This window comes from Paenibacillus sp. FSL k6-2145 (assembly GCF_037976585.1).
Classification (GTDB): domain Bacteria; phylum Bacillota; class Bacilli; order Paenibacillales; family Paenibacillaceae; genus Paenibacillus.
Genome location: NZ_CP150267.1, coordinates 5,006,156 through 5,026,542, shown reverse-complemented (window position 1 = coordinate 5,026,542; position 20,387 = coordinate 5,006,156). Strand labels below are relative to the sequence as shown.

Annotated in this window: 16 protein-coding genes; 1 reads left to right on the top strand and 15 read right to left on the bottom strand. The window is 45.7% G+C overall.

The genetic code is table 11. From position 1 onward, the window contains the following. Nucleotides 1-77 precede the first annotated feature (77 nt). The 3 genes from NZ043_RS22470 to NZ043_RS22460 form a co-directional block, all read right to left on the bottom strand. Nucleotides 78-1,322: an aminopeptidase gene (locus NZ043_RS22470; protein ID WP_289392273.1), complete on the bottom strand. Its 1,245-nt coding sequence runs from the start codon at nt 1,320-1,322 to the stop codon at nt 78-80. Between the two features lie 241 nt (nt 1,323-1,563). Beyond that, nucleotides 1,564-3,105, bottom strand: coding sequence for an acyl--CoA ligase (locus NZ043_RS22465; RefSeq protein WP_339312833.1), 1,542 nt, complete (start codon nt 3,103-3,105; stop codon nt 1,564-1,566). Nucleotides 3,106-3,420: 315 nt separating this feature from the next. Further along, on the bottom strand, nt 3,421-4,425 hold the full coding sequence (locus NZ043_RS22460; protein ID WP_091031170.1) for an aldo/keto reductase: 1,005 nt from the start codon (nt 4,423-4,425) through the stop codon (nt 3,421-3,423). A gap of 202 nt (nt 4,426-4,627) precedes the next feature. On the opposite strand from NZ043_RS22460, the gene NZ043_RS22455 reads away from it, so the two are divergent. Then, complete coding sequence (locus tag NZ043_RS22455) at nt 4,628-5,473, top strand: AraC family transcriptional regulator (RefSeq protein WP_289392269.1); 846 nt, start codon at nt 4,628-4,630, stop codon at nt 5,471-5,473. A gap of 69 nt (nt 5,474-5,542) precedes the next feature. Here the strand turns inward: NZ043_RS22455 and NZ043_RS22450 are convergent, their stop codons facing one another. From NZ043_RS22450 to NZ043_RS22395, 12 genes are all read right to left on the bottom strand, one after another. Further along, nucleotides 5,543-5,941, bottom strand: a complete 399-nt coding sequence (locus NZ043_RS22450) for an Asp23/Gls24 family envelope stress response protein (protein WP_047842725.1) — start codon at nt 5,939-5,941, stop codon at nt 5,543-5,545. 29 nt (nt 5,942-5,970) lie between these two features. Next, a complete protein-coding gene (locus NZ043_RS22445; protein ID WP_091031174.1) occupies nt 5,971-7,050 on the bottom strand; it encodes an AI-2E family transporter in 1,080 nt (359 codons plus the stop codon). A 35-nt stretch (nt 7,051-7,085) separates the two neighbouring features. Next, nucleotides 7,086-8,543, bottom strand: coding sequence for a HAMP domain-containing sensor histidine kinase (locus NZ043_RS22440; protein ID WP_249910888.1), 1,458 nt, complete (start codon nt 8,541-8,543; stop codon nt 7,086-7,088). Beyond that, on the bottom strand, nt 8,521-9,228 hold the full coding sequence (locus NZ043_RS22435; protein WP_310334824.1) for a response regulator transcription factor: 708 nt from the start codon (nt 9,226-9,228) through the stop codon (nt 8,521-8,523). Before NZ043_RS22435 ends, NZ043_RS22440 begins: the two co-directional genes overlap by 23 nt. Nucleotides 9,229-9,462: 234 nt before the next feature. Continuing rightward, nucleotides 9,463-10,908, bottom strand: coding sequence for a 4-hydroxyphenylacetate 3-hydroxylase N-terminal domain-containing protein (locus tag NZ043_RS22430; RefSeq protein ID WP_339309268.1), 1,446 nt, complete (start codon nt 10,906-10,908; stop codon nt 9,463-9,465). A 173-nt stretch (nt 10,909-11,081) separates the two neighbouring features. Continuing rightward, nucleotides 11,082-13,040 carry an ABC transporter permease gene (locus NZ043_RS22425; protein WP_339309267.1) on the bottom strand — a complete coding sequence of 653 codons (1,959 nt, stop codon included), beginning with the start codon at nt 13,038-13,040 and terminating at the stop codon, nt 11,082-11,084. Next, a complete protein-coding gene (locus NZ043_RS22420) occupies nt 13,015-13,785 on the bottom strand; it encodes an ABC transporter ATP-binding protein (RefSeq protein ID WP_091031241.1) in 771 nt (256 codons plus the stop codon). The genes NZ043_RS22425 and NZ043_RS22420 overlap by 26 nt, the downstream gene beginning before the upstream one ends. Before the next feature lie 274 nt (nt 13,786-14,059). Continuing rightward, a complete protein-coding gene (locus NZ043_RS22415; protein ID WP_176872664.1) occupies nt 14,060-15,043 on the bottom strand; it encodes a sensor histidine kinase in 984 nt (327 codons plus the stop codon). Next, complete coding sequence (locus NZ043_RS22410) at nt 15,040-15,744, bottom strand: response regulator transcription factor (RefSeq protein ID WP_091031246.1); 705 nt, start codon at nt 15,742-15,744, stop codon at nt 15,040-15,042. The genes NZ043_RS22415 and NZ043_RS22410 overlap by 4 nt, the downstream gene beginning before the upstream one ends. 41 nt (nt 15,745-15,785) lie before the next feature. Beyond that, nucleotides 15,786-17,129 (bottom strand): beta-N-acetylhexosaminidase, encoded by a 1,344-nt coding sequence (nagZ, locus tag NZ043_RS22405; protein WP_339309266.1) that lies wholly within the window; start codon nt 17,127-17,129, stop codon nt 15,786-15,788. Between the two features lie 399 nt (nt 17,130-17,528). Beyond that, nucleotides 17,529-18,632 (bottom strand): NADH:flavin oxidoreductase, encoded by a 1,104-nt coding sequence (locus tag NZ043_RS22400; protein ID WP_249910892.1) that lies wholly within the window; start codon nt 18,630-18,632, stop codon nt 17,529-17,531. A 331-nt stretch (nt 18,633-18,963) separates the two neighbouring features. After that, nucleotides 18,964-20,277: a hypothetical protein gene (locus NZ043_RS22395; protein ID WP_339309265.1), complete on the bottom strand. Its 1,314-nt coding sequence runs from the start codon at nt 20,275-20,277 to the stop codon at nt 18,964-18,966. Nucleotides 20,278-20,387: the final 110 nt, after the last annotated feature.

Genomic DNA, 20,387 nt, shown 5'->3' with positions numbered 1-20,387 from the left:
GCGATTGGAAGGTTATTCTGTCATCGTAGTGTCAGTGTAAATAATCTTTAGTTCAACTTAGATAACTAGATTAGAAATTAAAATGCCCAGTTGCCTTTACGGAATACCGGCTCGATTGTACCATCCTGTAACTCACCATCGATATCCAGCTCTGCGGAACCGATCATGAAATCAACGTGGGTCAAGCTCACATTGCACTCATGCTTCAGCAACTCTTCGTTCGACATCGTTGTGCCATCTTTCATGTTGAATGGATATGCACTTCCCACAGCCAAGTGACAGGATGCATTTTCGTCAATACCCGTATTGTAGAAAATGCGATTCAGGTTGGAGATTGGGGAGTCATGCGGTACGAGTGCGACCTCACCCAGATAACGTGCTCCTTCATCGGTGGCAAACAGATTCTTCAGATGCTCTTCACCGGATGCTGCCGTAAAAGCTACAACTTGTCCATCCTTGAATGTGATTCTCATCTGGTCTACCAGTTGCCCGTTTAGATTCAGAGGCATGGTGCTGCTAACATAACCATTCACTCCACTGCGCTTAGGCATGGTGAATACTTCTTCAGTTGGCATATTTGCGACCGTGTATACACCTTGTTTATTTTCGCTACCACCGCCACCCCAGATGTGGTTGTGGACCAATTCAATTTTCAGGTCTGTACCTGGCGCACGGTAATGCAGGCTCTTATAGTTCTTTTTATTCAGGAGATCACTCATGGTATTCAGGGTATCCAGATGTTCTCTCCAATTTTGTACGGCGTCTCCGCCATCTACACGGTTCATTTTGAAGATGGTTTCCCACATCACGTCGATTCGGTCTTCTTCCGGGATGTCGGCAAACACTTTGTTCGCCCAAGCCTTGGTCGGTGCTTTGATCAGACACCAGCTAATTTCATGATTACGTGTATACTTAGCATATCCCCGACGTGCATGTGCAGCTGCCTTAGTAGCACGGGAAACACTATCGGAGTCAATTCCGTTATACAGTTCAGGATCTGGAACTTTGATCGTCAGGGTAGCGCCGCCTGCTTCTGCAAACTTCTCCATCATATCCGCTTTCCACGCTGGATAATAGTCAAAGCTGTCATTGGAACCATGTTCAAAACGACTGCGGGTAATGTTGTCGTCATCGAAGTCCACTTGTACATAGTTTGCACCAGCCGCATAGGCTTTTTGCACAATCAGACGTGTGAATTCAAGCGTTTCGATGGGAGCAGTGACGAGCAGATCCTGTCCTTTTTGAATATTCACGCCAACTTTAACAACTAGTTCTGCGTATTGTTCCAATGACTTTTCAAAGGTTTGTTCAAATTGACTCATGGTTGTGTTCACTCCGTTTCATATATTAGTAGCATCGGTTTGCAATGACTTGGGATCTGTTGAGTGGCCGTTACAGCGAAGGATCGTACTTTAGATCGTCGTTGTCTCCAAATTTTCTTCATCGTATTTTTCAAAGGTTAAAATTAGGAGACAAATACGAACGCTATCGCTTCTTCAGAATCGATTCCTTCTCTTTCACTACGCATGATCAATTTGCAAAATTTCATCTATACAAAATGATCTATACATTTCGTTTTTCTTGTTCACGTAACTCAATCCGGCGGATTTTACCAGAGTTGGTCTTTGGCAGATCCGTAACAAATTCGATCTTACGTGGATATTTGTAAGGTGCTGTGATTTCTTTGACGTGGTGCTGCAATTCACGCATCAGTTCTGGTGAAGCCAGCGAAACATCTCGCAGTACGACAAATGCTTTCACCACATTGCCACGGATCTCATCCGGACTTGCAACCACCGCGCATTCCTTCACACTGGCGTGTTTCATGAGTGCTTCTTCCACTTCGAATGGTCCAATGGTGTAACCCGAACTGATGATGATATCGTCACTGCGGCCTTCAAACCAGAAGTAACCTTCTTCGTCTTTACGTGCACGGTCCCCTGTTACAAAATAATCGCCACGCTGACTCGCTTCCTTCCGTCCCTCATCCTGATAATAGGACTTGAACAAAGCTGGCATCTCTTTGTGTACCGCGATATCTCCTACTTCACCCGCAGGAACAGGTTGTCCCTCTTCGTCAATAATTTCAATCAATCCAGGTGTAATCGACTGACCCATAGAGCCAATGCGTACAGGCGCATCCTTGAGACTGCCGATTAACAACGTGCTCTCGGTCTGTCCATATCCGTCTCGAATAGTCAGATCGAAGTGACGTTGGAAGATTTCAATGACTTCCTGATTGAGCGGTTCGCCCGCTGAAACAGCACTGCGCAGATGGGACAGGTCATAATGTCCAAGATCATCGGCTTTGGCCATCAACCGATATTCCGTTGGTGTACAGCAAAGGACATTAATCTGATGTTCCTGCATCAGTTCCAGATAACGCTTGGGCTGGAATGATCCATTGTAGACCAGGCCAGTCGCGCCTCTTCCGAGTACCGACAGGAACGGGCTCCAGATCCATTTTTGCCAGCCAGGTGCAGCCGTTGCCCACACGGTATCTGAAGGTTGAATATCCAGCCATAATGAAGAAGCGATTCGCAGGTGAGCATATCCCCAACCGTGGCTATGTACAACTCCTTTGGGATTACCAGTTGTGCCCGAAGTATAAGCAAGAATAGCTGTATCATCACGGTGTGTTTCCACCGCAGCCATCTCATCGGGTTGATTCTGCATTAACTCATGCACATTAACCCAGCCTTCAGCAGGTACGCCAACTTCGCCATTAGGTGATGCCACAATTCGATGTGCCAGTGATGGCAGATCCGCGTCCATCTTTTCCACTTCCGAGGTCGTCTCGGACCATACAATAACAGCCCGCGCCTCAGAGTGACGCAGACGATACTCCAGATCTTTGGCCCGTAACATCTCGGAGGAAGGAATAACGGCAATCCCCAATTTCAGACAAGCAATGTAAATGACATAGGCAATAATACGGCGTGGTACCATGACCAACACCCGGTCACCTTTCTCCAGTCCAAGTTCACGCAAGCCACCAGCAAGACGATTCGCCTGCTTGAACAAATCACCATACGTGATCTCTTCCAATTCTCGTTGATCGCTGAGCCATCTAAGTGCAATCCGGTCTGATGGATGATTCTCCATCTCGGATGTCAGGTTATAGCTTTCAGGCGAAATCCACTGTTCAAAGTTCAAATGGAGCCTCTCCTTCGTAGTTCAAATGTATAGCTTCTATATATTATACCCTAAATCCTAGGACCAGGTGCTATGAACTAGGCTCATTCCAAAAAAATAAACATAGGTCAATTAATGAACTATTATAATAGATCTTATCCTATAAAGAAAATGACATATACAAAATGGCGCCCTCCTGATAATCAGGTAGGCGCCATTTCATTCTTAATTTATATTAAATTAATTTTACCTAACTATAATTTTCACACAGCTATACTGTGTATGTTACCACGGATAATTACCCATTCCGTCCAAAATACTTTCGATCTCATTCAACTCTTCCGTTGTCAGATCCGCTGCCTGGAGGGCAGCCACGTTTTCTTCAATCTGGGACACACGGCTTGCACCAATCAGTGCTGAGGTTACACGGTTACCGCGCAAGATCCAGTTCAGAGCCAGTTGGGAGATCGTCTGCCCTCTTCGCTCGGCAACTGCCTGAAGCGCATCGAACTTGGCAATCCGTTCGTCCGTGTATGCTTCTTTTTTCAAATTGCCTGTTGGATTGGCGCGTTCTTCCTTGATCTTATCGACATATTTATTCGTCAACTGACCGCGGCCGAGTGGACAGAACGCAATGGAACCTACGCCCTGCTCATCAAGTACGTCTTGCAAACCGTCTTCAATCCAGCGATTCAGCATCGAGTAGTTTGGCTGATGAACCAGACACGGCGTACCCAGACGACGGAGAATGGTTACCGCTTCTTGCGTCTGTTCTGCATTATAATTGGACAAGCCCACATACAGAGCTTTACCTTGCCGCACGATGTGATCCAGTGCCGTCATCGTTTCTTCCAACGGTGTATCCGGATCTGGACGGTGATGATAGAAAATGTCCACATAGTCCAGCCCCATCCGACCAAGACTTTGATCCAGACTGGCAATCAGGTTTTTGCGGGAACCCCATTCGCCGTAAGGTCCACTCCACATATGGTAACCTGCCTTCGACGAAATGAGCAGTTCATCCCGGTAAGGACGCAGATGTTTTTTGTAAATCACACCAAAGTTCTCTTCCGCTGATCCTGGAGGTGGACCATAGTTATTCGCCAGATCGAAATGATTAATTCCGAGGTCAAAGGCACGTAAAATCATTTCTTCCTGAATATCCAATGTGCGGTTGCCACCAAAGTTCTGCCATAAACCCAGCGCAATTTGCGGCAGTCTGATTCCGGATTTGCCGGAACGTACATATTTCATCTCATCATATCGTTGTTCACTCGCAGTATAGGGCATCGTTAATTCTCACTTTCCTGTAAGGTTTGTTGAATTCCTTTTCATCTTAGACATTTTCCTGGAAAAACGATATGGCATTTCACTTTGAACATATGTAATAATGATTGTTATCTATATAAACTAGTCTTAAATTATTCATCTTTCACACTAATTAATATGTTAAAATGCAAGATGAGACGAAATCGTACAGGAGTGAATACCCTTGATTACGTATATGTTCAAGAACAATCATTTTCAGGAGCTTCAGCTCCTTCATTATGGCACGGAAGCCTGTACACCTGGTCACCACTTTGGCCCTGCCATGCGAGACTATTATAAAATTCATTATATTTTGAATGGCAAAGGCACCTTCGAAGTTGGTGGCAAAACGCATACCCTGCACAAAGGTCAAGGTTTTCTGATTGTTCCGCATTCCGTCGTGCATTACGAAGCAGATCAGGATGATCCATGGGAATACAGCTGGGTTGCTTTTCAAGGCAGCAATAGTTCTTCCTTTTTACAGCAGGCCTGTCTGTCCGAGCATCACCCGATTTTTGAGCTGGGTAATGAGGATGACGAGATGCGATCCTGCCTGCACCGAATGATCAATTCTCGCAATACCCACAAAGGCTGGGAGATTAGCATGACTGGTTTGCTATATCAATTCTTCTCCATTTTAATTGATCAGGCTAATTCAGATCATCTTCAACCCATGCCGGATTATTCGAAGGAAACGTATGTAACGCAGGTAATCGACTTCATTGAAATGAACTATGCCAATGCCATTACCGTTCAATCCATCGCGGCCCATGTCGGTTTGCAGCGCAGTTACCTGTGCTCTCTCTTCAAGGACAAGATGGGAAGCAGCATCCAGTCGTATCTGGTTCATTATCGGATGCGCAGGGCAGCCGAACTGACGCTTGATCCCGGTCTGACCATTGGTGATATTGCCCGTTCTGTGGGCTATACGGATCAATTGCTTTTCTCCAAAATGTTCAAAAAAGTGATGGGTGAAGCGCCCACCTACTACCGCAAACATAAAACAGCACCCTCCCAGTTAAGTTGTTAATTGGGAAGGTGCTGTTTTTGTTAATCGCTTAACCTTACTATCGTTATTCCTTACATTCTTTTCATTGGTTTATACCGTCTCCGGCATGGATATGCCAACAACTTGCACTTTGATTTCATCGACCATGACGCCTGCTAATTGTTCAACAGCCTGTTGAACATTATGTTGAAGTTCACGGCAGACCTCGTGCATCTTGTTGCCATATTGAATGTTGATGCGCAGCTGGATGGTTGCCTGATCGTCTTTGACATGTACGTCAATCCCTTTTTGCAGGCTCTTGCCGCTGATACTCTTGGCAATCCCTTCAGTCAGTCCAACCGACATGGAGGATACGCCAGCCGTTGATTGAGCGGCCATCCCCACGATCTTGGATAACACATCGTTCGAGATGTGAATGGTACCCATTTGAACAGATTGAGGTGCGATATATTCAGGTTCATTGTATTGTTTTTCGATAATTTCAGACATGTGCTCCACTCCTTCGAATAATTTAAATTCTATGCATTCTGCCATTTGTCCTTGAAGAACATGTTATAGATTCGAACCAGAAGAATTTTAACGATCATATAAACTGGGATAATAATCAGGATGGCAATAATTCCACCCAGGTCCCCTGCACCCAAGACCAGAATAATCGTCGTTAACGGGTGAATATCCAGCTTTTTGCCGAATACGTACGGTGCAACCAGGTTGTCCTGAATCTGCTGAGCGACGAGAATAATAATCAGAGACCAGATGGCAACCGATGGTGATACCACGAGACCCATGATCACAATAGGCACGGACGACACAATCGCTCCGATAAATGGAACAAAGTTCATGATGACCGCGATTACCGTGAGCAGTAATGCGTACGGCAGTCCAATGATCAGGAAACCGATATACATCAGTACACCCAGCGCCAGATTTACCAAGACTCGACCTACAATAAAACCACTCAGCGCCTGATCAATCTCAAGTACAACTTCACGGCTGTCATTTTGGAAACGTTTTGGAGCGATATGTGCCAGTTTACGACCAAATTTCTCGCCTTGTAACAGCATATAGAACAAAAGGATCGGTAGTGTAAACAAGATGATCGCAAAACTGGAAACGAGTGAGAAGAATCCACTTACATAGTTGGTTACAAAGTTAAATCCTTTGTTGATATACTCCGTGATCTGGGAGAAAGGTGTCGAGCCCTCAGGGAACAAGGCCTGAATGGCACCATTTTGCTCCAGCTCTCTCAGCTGTTCACTTAATGAATTAATTAGACTTGGTGCGTTATCAACCAGATTGATCAGTTGCTCACGTAACGATGGCCATAAACCAATGATGAAGAACACTCCCAGAATAGCAATAACCAGGTAGATTAGCAAAATACTTAGCGTGCGATTTATTTTCTTTTTCTCCATATAATTCACAAGCGGTCTGAGCAGATAATAAAAGAACACCGACAACATCATCGGCACGGTAATGACCGTGATCATGGTGACGAGCGGCTGAAAGATGAAGCTCACACGTGATAATAAATAGATATTAACCAATATCAGCGCCAGTGCAATACTGAACCGGACAAACGTATTTACTTTGAACAAAATATTTCCCTCCACATGGACATTTCTTCTCTTATTTAATTTGGAATCTCAATGGTAAACACGGTGGTCTCTCGCCCACGCCGGGAAAGGATCAGCCGTCCACCCATTTTCTCCGTATTACGTCGTGCGATGGACAAACCAAGTCCGGTGCCTCCGGTCGCTGTCCGCGCCTCATCCCCTCGTACAAACGGGTCAAAGATCGTTGACCATAGTTCTTGAGGTATGCCCACTCCGTTATCTGCCACCTCTATCACCACATGGGTATGAAGCGGAATGAGTTCGACGCGCAGTTCTGTCCCGAGTGGATTATAAGACAGAGCATTGGTGATCAGATTCTGAATGACTCTGGATAACAGCTCCGGATCATACCTCGCGTAGATCTCCTGATCAGGAACAAGTACATGGAGGACAAACTGTTTCTGTTCAATCTCCCCATAGGTATCTGCCATAATCTCGCGCACGAATTCTCCAATCTCTCTTCTCTGAATATGCATGCGAAAATCGGGCGAATCCACCTTGAGCAGCTCCAGCATATTCTGTATCATGCGTGCAACTTGAACAGACTTGTTATAGATGTATCCCAGATATCTTTGCTGCCTGTCCTTGTCCTCTCCACGTCCTTCCACCAAAGCCTGCGCATATCCCTGTATAGATGTTATCGGTGTCTTCAGATCATGTGATAAATCTACAATCAGTCGCTGTTTGCTCTCTTCAGCGTAACGTTTCTCCGCAGAGGTGTTCTCAATGACGTCCGCCATGTAGTTAAAGGTCTCACCGATCTGGACAAATTCCCTCTCGGCTGAGATCGACATCCGTGTACTATAATTTCCTTGTATCATCTGCGTAAGACCCGAGGAGAGGATGCTGAGTGGTTTTTTGATTCTCCGTGCGACCCAATAGCTATAGACAAAGATCAATAATAAAACCAAACCGATGCCAATCATAATGTAAAAGGATAATGGATGTTTCAGATTGGTAATCAACTGATTATCATTAATCCTTACGCTGACCAGATCACGCGGGATCTTCAGCAACACATACGCTGCCGCTCCTTCTGTCGAGAGAGGAGTGATCGAATAATAGTATTCCTGGTCACTCCGATTTTCCAGTCCATCATACAGATCGGCTTCACTGTATTGTGTGAACACATCTTGCTTTTCTCCCACATGACGAATGACGTTGCGATTCGCATCCAGAATCTCAATCCAGCCGCCGCTGTCCTTGAGACGTTGAATCTCTGTGTCTTTACCTTGAGAAACCGAACCTCCACCGGAGTAAAATTCATTCTCCAACTCTGCCACATACACGTGGGCTTCAACATTGAGATCCGGATCAACGACCTGATCCGAAATGCGAAAGTCCACAACATCCAGTGACACCATAAGGTACACGATTAATACCAGTAACAACAAAAAGAAGTTGAACAGCAAGAAATCCAGTGTCAGGGATGTCTGCAACAGTCGCTTTTCTCTAGCTTTCCATGGGCGCTTCAATTTTGTATCCCAGTCCCCTTATCGTTTTGAGATATTCCGGTTGTCTGGAGTCACGCTCGATCTTCTCCCGAATGTTGCTGATATGTACCATAATCGTGCTGTCCTCGTGCGCATAATAGTCGCCCCAGACGGCTTCGTATATTTTTTTACGGGTGAACACTCGGCCAGGTTGATCAAGCAACAATTCCATAATTTTATACTCTGTAGAGGTCAATGTTACAGGATTTCCTGAACGAAAAAGGATACATTGGGATCGATCCAGGGTCAGATCACCTAATACCAGATTCTGTTCTTTCGCTGCGGGGATCTCCGCTGCATCAAATTGATTGACTCTTCTGAGCAACGCCTCTACTCTGGCGACAATCTCAAGCGGGTTGAACGGCTTCGCTATATAATCGTCTGCCCCAAGTCCAAGCCCAAGGATTTTATCGTGATCCTGACTTTTAGCGGATAGGAACAGAACAGGCATGTTATGTGTGGATCTGATCTGTTTGATCAACTGCAATCCATCCATTACAGGCATCATGATGTCCAGTATGACCAGATCGATTTGTGTTGAACGTATACATTGTAACGCCTCGGCTCCATTCACCGCAGTCTTAATCGTATAGTCCTTCTCCAGATAGAGCTGAAGCAGTTCCACAATTTCTGGTTCGTCATCTGCAATTAATACGGTGTATCTCATGTTATTCCTCTCATTTCCTATACTCTATGCCTATCTCTACATTAATACTATATACTACGTCCCTTAATTCAACCTAAATCATTTCTAAAGATAATCTAAATAAATAGAAATAGAGCCCTGGCGCAAGCCAAGGCATCAACTAAAATAGGGCTGTTTTCAGCCTACATTCAAGCTTTGCGTTCTTCATTCAGGCTTTTCAATCTTCATTCGGACCATTTGTATTAGATTATCAGATCAGTCCTTAAGCGAACGAAGCCACGGTTCAACTTTTCCCAATAAACGTTCCTTGTCATACTGCACATATTGGTTCACCCGATTGCGCACGGGATCACCCGCGTAGAAACGTTCATATAGATCATGCCTTGCTCCGAGTGGACTTCCAGTCAGCTCCCATGCGAGTTGAAAGAGACGAATCTTCTCCGGGGCTTGCATCGTTACTCCACCAAGATATTTGCCTACCATAGAACCCATCATTTCATTTATTTCAAACGTACCTGAAGGAATCTGAATCAGACCACCCGCAGCAATGGTCTTCAAAATCTCAACCGCGCGGGGATAATAGCGATTGCCCAGATTACGTGCGGTTTCAATATATTTGAATTCCGGCAACCAGTTGCCAAATGTGTCTGGTTTGGACTGTGCTTCAGCAGCAGTAATCAGTCCCTCGATAGTCTGCATCTGACTGATCAGCTCTCCAAGTTGTTCCTGCACATTCAGGAAAGAGTCCACCCCAATCTCCTTGGCAATGGATGAGGTCACGGCTGTAATAAACTCCAGTTTCGAGTGTAATCGAATGACACTCTGATGGTAGGCCAGACTGGCCGAAGCTGTATTGCAGCGAATCTGCCATACGGCTTCAGGGTTATTGTGCAGTAATACACGTTCCCAGGGCACAAATACATCGTCAAAAAATAATACAGCATCCATCTCATCATACTGCGCACTGAGTGGATGTGATTTATCTGTATCTTTTGTGGCAAAAGATTCACGACACATCATGTGCAAGCCCGGACTGTCCGCGGCTACAATTACCATATGGGCCAGCTCTGGCAGGTGGCCTGGAATTCGTTGAACGGGATAAGCAATGATATCATCGGCATAAGGCGCTGCTGTTGCCACCATTTTGGCCCCGCGGATCACAACGCCCTCTGTATTCCTTTTGACAATTCGCAGCATGGCATCCTCATCTTCTCCAACAGGCAAGGAACGATTAATCTGTGGGTCCCGCTGGACAATTGTCAGGAATGCATCTTTTCGTTTGGCTTGTGCAAAATAATCCGATATTTTGTCTGCAAATGCCGGGTCATGCGCTGTCATCTCATGTCGTGTTGCATACCAACCGGTCAGCCTGGATCGGGCATAATCAGACAATCGGCTCATCACCCCATACGTCCGATCGGCCCACAGCCGAAAAGCATCCGCCCTGCTGTTTACGTCAGGAAGTGAACGAGGCACAAGAAAAGAGCGATGCACGTAACTTCCCGTCTGTTCGTCCCAATAGGCCACGGTTTCCCTTGTCTCCGGGTCATCCACCAGATTGAACAATCCTTCTATGGTTTGAAGTGTTCCCTGAAAGGCCTGATGCCCAGTTACCTGGATACGCTCTCCGTCCAGCCATACATTCCGCTCATCATTCAGACGCTGAATGTAAGCTTGTCCACGAGACATCGTGATACTCATGATATGTCCTCCCTCTCAGGCACCGGCCTGACATTTCTGTAACTCCATCCTTCTAACTGCTTGAGAAACTATGTAATGATACATTCTGTATCTAACAAAATAGTACTGTGCCAGAGATAGAAAAGTCAACAGACACCGAGCGAAGAGTCCGGTGTCTGTTGGGCCATGCTATTTTAGACTAACTTGGAATACATATGACGCAAGTACCGCCAGCGCACAAGTGCAAAATACAGGATCTGCATGGAAGCAAACACCAGGAAGATGCGAAGACTGTATCCGAAGACTGAGAAATCAACCAACTGTTGCAACGCTACAAAGGCCACCGAACTGTGGATGACGGCAATCAGAATCGGCAGGAAGAACATAAGTAATAGCTGCCTTGTTACGATCTGGCGGAGTTCGGGACGGCTGAGTCCCATCTTGCCAATCATGCGATACTGCGCTTCATCCCGTTCAAGGTCTGCGTAGAGTCTGAAATAGGTGAAGCTTGCTGCAAAGGTGAAGAAAACAATGCCAATCAGGCCGCTCAAAATTAGAATGATGCCATTGGTCTGCTTGGAATTAAGCCAATCCACCACAAGCGCGCTAACCTCGTAATAACCTTTGTCGGAATAATCATCTTCAATCGATTTGATCAATTCAGGAGCAAAACTGCGTGTGCCCATCCAATCTTTCACGATAAATTGGATCGTTCGCCTCGAATAGAAACCTTCAGGCATGCCAACTTCCTCGTTGTACGCAGGCCTCATCTGATTAAATAATTCGTCAGTTACGATATAGAGATTAATTTCACCTTCAAAAGGAATCACAATCTCGGTGCCAGGTGTCGATAGCTGAACAGGTACGCGCTCACTAGTCACCTCCAGAGTGACCTTTCCTCCCGAGAATCCTTGTTCAGCCTGTTTACGGTACGTCTTGCGAACCGCCAAATTGCTTGGTGTCATAAATGACTCATCGACTTGTTTCAACGTACGTTCTTCATACCCCAGTGCCTTCGCCAGACGGTTATAATCACTTAACTTGATAATCTCTCCATTATTATTTTCAGATACAGGAGCATAACTGCCCTTCACGTAGGGAACTTGATGATCAATCAACGCTTCTTCAATCTGTTGAATATGTTCGTCTGACTGAGGAGTATCCCATGAATTCATATAACTGAATGCGTACGGATTCGACATCGACGACAACCCCGGGTCAGCAATCGCGAGCATGGTGCCAATTCCCGTAAATGAAGAAGCCGAAATGATACTTACCATGAAAAACATAATGGCGTTATCTTTCATTCGATACGTAAGTTCTGATAGAAAGAGCATATTGGTTTTACGGAAAAATAACCGTGAATTGCCTTTGAGTGCCCGGATAACGTACACACTGAGCTGTGTGAACAGTAAGTATGTACCTGCAATCACGACCATAACACTCGCAAATAATAGCGGAAACGAGAAGCTTACCCAGACAAAGGTGAATACCCCAGCATAGCCCCCGCCAATGAACAATACGGATAACAAGGCGAGCAGACGCGATGCTTTCGGTTCCGGTTTTGGCTTTTCCTCCGATTTCACAAGTTCAATAAGTGAACCTTTGCGTATGAGCAAGGATGAACACATCGCGATGACAACGAACAACAGCAGAAATGCGCCAACCGTCAGGGCAATACCCTTCAGTGGAAAATAGAACCGAAGACTGTTCTCAACAGCCAGCATGGAGCCACAGATGAGCAGAATCAATTTGCCGAAAATGAGCCCAAGTCCGATGCCCGTAACGATCGAAGCTAATCCGATACTCATATTCTCCATAAACAGGAGCCGGTTCATCTGTTTGGGTGTCATGCCAAGGATCAGGAAAATACCAAACTCTTTCTTGCGTGTCTTCAGAAATGAACCTACCGAATAGAGCAGGAACAGAAATGAAAAGATGAATATAATGATCTCCGCAATCATAAACCCCTGGTTGGCAAGCAAGGTAACCGTTCCATTGGAACCCTTTAACCCTTCTTTCAAATCGGGATGGAAGAGGAGCAATGCGTAGATAAAGAAGATCATGACGGAAAATGTACTGCTCAGAAAATGAGCCAGATAAATTCGTTTGTTGCGAACAACGTTATTAATGGCGAACTGGCGAAAATTCATGTCCGGACCCTCCCATTAGGGATAATACATTAATAATCTTCTGGTAAAAGGCTGCACGATTATCGCCGTAGTGAATTTCGTTGTAAAGTTTGCCATCCTTGATAAAGACGACCCGGCTGCAATAACTTGCGGCGACTGCATCATGGGTAACCAGCAGCATCGTAGCCCGGTCTTCCTGATTGCGGGTTTCCAGAATCTCCATCACATCTCTTGCCGCCTTCGAATCCAGATTACCTGTTGGTTCATCAGCCAGAATCAGCTTGGGTGAATGAATTAGCGCTCTGGCAATAGCCGTACGTTGTGCCTGTCCACCTGAGATCTCATAGGTCCGCTTGTTCAAAATGCTTTCGATTCCCAGCTTGCCCGCAAGTCGTTCCACACGTGTGTTCATCTCTGTCAGTGAAACGCCGTCAAGCGTAAGGGGTAATACGATGTTTTCCTTAACCGTCAGTGTGTTCAACAGATTGAAGGACTGAAAAACAAATCCCAGCTCTTTACGCCGGAACAGCGCAAGATCGTCTGGTTCAAGTTCAAACGGATTCTTGCCTGCAATCCGCAGTTCTCCGGATGTGGGATGATCGATTGTAGAGATCATGTTCAGAAGTGTCGTTTTGCCACTACCCGATGGTCCCATAATCCCGACAAACTCTCCTTCCTGAATACTGAGGTCAATACCTGATAATGCTTCATACGATACAACGCCTTTATAGATTTTGCTGATCTGTTTGACAGAACAAATCTCCATAGTTACAACTCCTTAGTCATGTATAAAATTTAAATCAAGATACGTTCATGCTGTGTGCATGCGGTTTATGCATGGCCTTCCTTTGATCTTCTGACTACAGTCTATCGAAGTTTCGGCCATTCTCCTATGGTTTAACCTTTCACTAACATGACAATGTTGTAAGGTTGCATCATGAAAATCAAAAAGACGCCTTCGCCCCGATCAGGCAATAGACGTCTATACTTACACTTACACTGTAATTCATACTCCACTCACACTTCTTCAACCTGTCACTTCAGGAGTTGAATGTAATTCGGACAGTCGTTCCTTCGCCGTACACGGATTCAAGATCAATCTGATGATTCATCCGCGTTAACACTTCTTTTGCTATATACAATCCCATGCCTGTGGACTCTTTGAAATGCCGTCCGTTCTCCCCGGTGAAGAAAGGTTGGAATACCCGATTCAGATCAGACTTCGGAATCCCGATGCCCTGATCCTGCACTTCCAGCATGATAGAGCGTTCCGCTTCATACGCACGCAGATGAATCTTTTGTCCGTTGCCCGCAGAGTACTTGATTGCGTTCGACAGTAACTGTACCAAGACAAAACGAATCCACTTAGCATCGGATTGTACAACCAGCGCAGAATCTATATGCATCTCTGGATAGACGTGATTGCGAATAAAGAATCGCTTGAGCTCATGGATCGCTTCTTCCCCAGCGGTCTTCAGTATCACAGGTTCCACACTGAAATCCTGCTCGAAGGTATCCAACCGCGCCACATACAGCACAGTCTCCAATCCCCGTCTCATCTGGTCTGCTTCCTCTCGAATGCTTATGAGCCTAGGGTCGTCATCTTCCTGACCTTCCACGGTCAACTCGATGACGGATAACGGTGTCTTCATCTGATGGACCCACTGGTTCATGAATGTCAGATATTCTTGCTGCCGTTGTTCCAACCGATGCAGATGTGCGTGATACTGGCCGTATTGTGAATCCAGCAGCTTTTCCAGTGCCAGTGATAATGGACTTGTTTCGTTCAAGGGTACAAATTCCTTCAGCGAATCCATCGACCGTGACATCCGGGTATAAAAGGAGCGATGTGAATAATAACGATACACCAAATATCCAACGTACAAAAATAATCCCAGCGTTACGGCATAAGCAGCCGTGACCCAATCGTTGTAACCGTCATACCAGAACACTGCAACAACGGTGAACAAGATGGCAACAACCCAGCACGTTAAAGCGAGATGTTCTCGTATAAACAATCTCATGATGGAGAAGAAGCTTTCCAGTTATTGTTCAATCGGTAACCCGAACCTCTGACCGTTTCCAGTGCATCCGTAATACCAAGCTCAGCTAATCGCTTACGCACCCGAGTAACGTTAACGCTGAGTGTATTGTCATCTACAAAAGAGTCATCCCACAGCTTCTCCAAGATTGTCTCTCTGCTCACCAGCTTGGGACTGCGGCGCAGTAACGTTTCCAGCAGAATCGTTTCCTTCTTCGTCAGCTGCACTTTGCGATCACCAAGCTGAATCTCCAGTCTTTCCAAGTACACGACCAAGCCGTCCAGTTCCACCTTGCGTTCTTCGTCACGTGCAGCATAATCCCCATATACCCGGCGTAGCTGACTTCGAATTTTCGCTATAACAATCTCATGCTCAAATGGCTTCGTAATATAATCATCCGCCCCGTTCTCCAGTGCCATGACCTGATCCATCTTCCCACTCCGCGCGGAGATAAACAAAATGGGGCATGTGGACAGCGTACGAATCTGGCGGCACCAATAGAAACCATCGTAACTGGGCAAGTTGATATCCAGAAGTACCACATGTGGCTGTACCTGCTCAAACTGTTGCACAATCATCTCAAAATCCTCGACCAGAACGGCCCGGTCCCCGTAGCGTTCAATATGTGATTTCAATAATCCCGCAATCTTGGGATCATCCTCTATTATCATAATGGTATACATTATTGGATCTCACCTCTGGCAAAATCATAACACAGGATTTATTATCTAGCATCGATTTGCTTACGCCAATCCACAATATCTGCATTCAATTGCTTCAGGTCTCCAGAAGCTTTCTGATCATCCGATAACTTGTATTGTTGCTTCAATGCCAGGATACGATATACACTTTCATCAATTCGGGACTCGGTGATCTTGCCTGACTTCACTGCACTTATTAGCGTATCAAAAATCGTCTTGGCACTCTCATAACTATGAGCTACCAACAGAATGTCACTTCCTGCTTTAACCGTTGCTAGGGCAGCTTCATCCAACTTGAAGTTCTTCGCGATTGCACCCATACTCAGGTCATCTGTGATGACCACACCATCATAATTGAACTTCCCGCGCAAATGTTCACCAATAATGACATCCGATAAGGAAGCCGGATGATCTGGGTCCAGCTTCGGGAACAAAATGTGTGCAACCATGACCGCCTCTACCTGCTCCTTCACTGCGGCCTTGAATGGAATCCATTCAAGTTCGGCCAGTTGTTTTTCAGTTTTGTTCACAACAGGCAGATCAAGATGGGAGTCCACGGACGTATCACCATGACCCGGAAAATGTTTCACTACCGGAATAATGCCTTCACTACGTAGTCCCTTCATCTCTGCAATCCCCATACGTGACACCAGTTCTGCCGAGCTGCCGAATGAACGATCTCCAATCACCGGGTTCTTCGGGTTACTGTTCACATCCAGCACAGGAGCAAAGTCCACATTAAAACCTGCAAGCTGAACTTGTCTGGCCAGCAATTCGCCCATCGTTTCAGCAAGTGCGCTATCATTCGTCTCGCCTACTTTTCTACTGGAAGGAATGGATTCCACCGTCTCTGGCATACGACTGACTTTGCCACCCTCCTGATCCACACTCATGAAGATCGGTACCGGGTTGGATTGATTCGCTTCCTTGATGGATTGTACAAACTTGGCTGTTCCCTCGAGTGTCGATACATTGTTGGCATAGAAAATAATGCCCCCTACCTTTTGATCCGTAATCATCTGTTTGGCTTGATCATCCAACGTTGTCCCTTGAACACCGGCCAGTATCATCTGTCCAATCTTCTCTTCTAACGTTAATGAACTGAGCTGCTCCTGCACCGGATCGACTTCTTCTTGCGGTTCCTCTGGTACTTCTTCCTGCGGTGGAGCGGTATTCTGCTCCGGCGATGAGGAAGATTGCCCTGGGTTGGAGCCAGCGTTTGAGCCGCCGGTATTCGAGTCTGTTGCGGAGGAAGGTTTCTGTGCTTGGCCACATGCCGATAAAAGCAAAACGATTCCCAGCAGAAGACACAGCATATGCAGTGGTTTTCTCCATTTATTGTTCGAGTTGTACCTATAATTGTGCAAGGATATTCATCCTCCTTATGTAATGTCATCTTGGTAATTCGAAGGTTCAGGCCTAACCTTATCACAAGGTGAATGATTTTCAAAATGAGCGCTTCTGAGGATTGAATCGTTGTACTGACACTTAAGCGGCAAAAAAAGTGGTTGCTATAGAACCTGAAATATTGAACTTAATGGTGTTGTGACCAAGCGCGTGCGGGACGTGTGGGGATAATCAATAGGAGCAACGGCGCAGGAAAGTGTTTTACTATTATGAATTTTTCATATGTTGAAATTATTATTATAGCTACATCAAAAAGCCGCCCAAAGGCGGCCTATTTGTTCGTTTTTGTTTTACTTTTCGTTGTAAATCGTTGCCGTTCAGCGTTGGTTCACCTTTCACCAAACGTTCTTAGGCTTCTATTAATGGAGTGTTTGCAACACTTCCGTTGTAAATGGAATGATTTCGGATATGCGACCTTCACGAACTTTGGCAGGCCATTCGGGATCACTAAGCAGAACACGACCCAAGGCGATCAGGTCAAATTCATTGTTCTCCAGCTTCTCATTTAATAGATCCAGATGGGCATCCCCTGTTCCCTGGTTCTCGGTTGCTCTGTCCACAAATTCAGCTTCAAGACCTACCGATCCAACCGAAATGGCTGGTTTGCCAGTGATTTTCTGCGTCCAACCCGCAAGGTTCAGCTCGGAACCTTCGAACTCCGGTAACCAGAACCGGCGTGTAGAGCAATGGAATATATCCACGCCAGCAGCACTGAGTGGTGCCAAGAATTGCTCCAATTGTTCTGGCGTCTCCACCAGACGTGCCTCATAATTCCCCATCTTCCATTGGGAGAACCGGAGCACAATTGGGAAATCAGGACCAACCGCCGCACGACAAGCTTCAATTACTTCAACCGCAAATTGAGTTCGCCGTACCAAATCACCACCATATTTGTCGGTCCGTCGATTCGTCTGCTCCCAGAAGAATTGGTCAATCAAGTACCCATGGGCTCCGTGCAGTTCAATGCCGTCAAACCCGATTCGCTGTGCATCCGCTGCCGCTTGGGCATATGCCTGTACAAGCCCTTGAATCTCCTCTTCCGTTAAAGGTTCACGTGATGGTTCACCTGCCATGCTAACCCCTGACGGACTTACAGGCTCAGCTTCTGCGTTAGGCAAGTCACCGGAACGACGTGCTGTACCCACATGCCACAATTGTGGCATGATTTTGCCACCCGCTTCATGTACTGCTTTCACAACATTAGCCCATCCTTGCAACGAATCTTCACCATGGAATAATGGAATACTAGCTCCACTAACCGAAGATGGATGATTAATGCCTGTACCTTCCGTTATGATGAGCCCCACTCCACCTGCTGCTCTGCGACGATAGTATTCAGCAACTTCTGGTCCAGGTACACCCTCTGGTGAGAATCCGCGAGTCATGGGTGCCATAACGATTCGATTAGACAATGTTAGCTTGTCCGAGGTGAAAGGTTTGAATAATGCTGAAGGTACGTTCATAGTACATTGCTCCTTTGCAATTGGAAGTATGGAACTCCGCATCCACATGAAATGCGACATGCTTTTGTATATTGTAACAAGTGTACTCCAGTTGACTGGTTTAGGATTATTTCTCTATCCATTTTATAGTTTCTTAATTTTATTTTCAAATTTTCGAAGTTGGGCGTTCAAACGTATCTTATAGAAAAAAAAGAAAGCTACCTTACGGCAGCCTCTGTTTGATCCACTACGGAAGCAGTCTGACATGCACTCTACTACATCTTAAAGTATTTTCCCGGTCACCAATAATGTGGATGTAGCATAGTATATAATCCATAATCTTCCTTCGAATTTAATTAGCATTCACAGGGATATCACTGCGGTTCACTCGAAGCAATTTCCCTGATGAAGTCGATAACACATCCGGATCGGTACCCAGACCAAAGTAGAAGTCACCCTCGTTCTCTTCGAAAGACTTGGCATAGGTGTCCTGATTAAAACGTAAAATCTCATTCCATGTGGTCAGATCCGTGGATTGGTAGACCCGATTGATATACAGATTGGCACTTTGGCGAGTGTACGTAAGCACATATACCTTGCCGTCTCGTAACAGCACATCCGTAGGAAGCGCCTTGGCATCTGGGAGATTAACTCGCCTTGCCTGATTAATGTCGGTCATGACATTCAAGGATTTGGGCAGCAGCTGCCCATCATTGAACACGCCTCCCGCTATATAGAGCAACTTGTTATTGAAGTTAACATTTTTGCCTATTTTATTATAAGGAATCGTGCCCGTTTGATAGGTTAGTCCAGGCAGCATTTTGCTGCCATAGATGACAACATCTCGTTTCTCAAGCTTTTCGTTAATCTCCAGAATATTAGTTTTGTCATTCCATATTTTATTGGCAGGATACATCATGCCAGATGCATATAACTTGCCATTAAGATGGAACATGGTATAAGCCCGGAAACCAAACGTATTAATGGTCGCATATTTCTGCCAAGTTTCACCTTCATCATGAGAGATTAATATCGTTGGTTTGGAATCTGTCCCCAGCGCGGCAAACATCTTACCCTGATAAGATGCCAAATCGTATACGTGTACACCAAGCGGCAGATTGCGATATTTGGTCCACACCTCTCCATCCAGACGATAAAAGTTACCCAGTTCCCACTGTTCACTATCGGAATCATTGCCAGGAATATATAACTTGTCGTTTAGTACTCTGTAGATATCAATCTGTTCCTCATCCACATACATCTTCGTTGATGGCAAGATGCCCGGGTTGCTGTTAGTCACCGATTGGGTCTTAAATTTCGCGTTCGCTGTATCATAATAAATGACTGGAATAGGGCCTGAATTTGGAGCTACGCCCAGATTGCTGCTATTTCCGTGGCCCAAATATATTTTGCCGTTGTACAGTTGCATGTCCCAGACGTTATTAGCATATGGTGTTTTGGTAAAAGGTCTGCCTAACAGTTCGATCTTCGATGTTACATCGGCTGAACTGATCGGTACATTCGACACCTTGGCAAGCCCACGTTCCGTCGCAGGGGGTTGACTCGTTGACGTGGTGTTTTTCGGCTTGGAGTTCCCCATAAGCATCCAGCTCATTCCTGCGACAATGGTCAAAATTACGGCTGTCCATTTCGTATGTCTCTGCATGTCCGCTTCCTCCTTCATTTTTTCATCATCATTACCTTCACACCAATATGATACAAATTGTATCTTTTTATACTATGTAAAACCACCCGCACATGCAACAAATTCCGCCC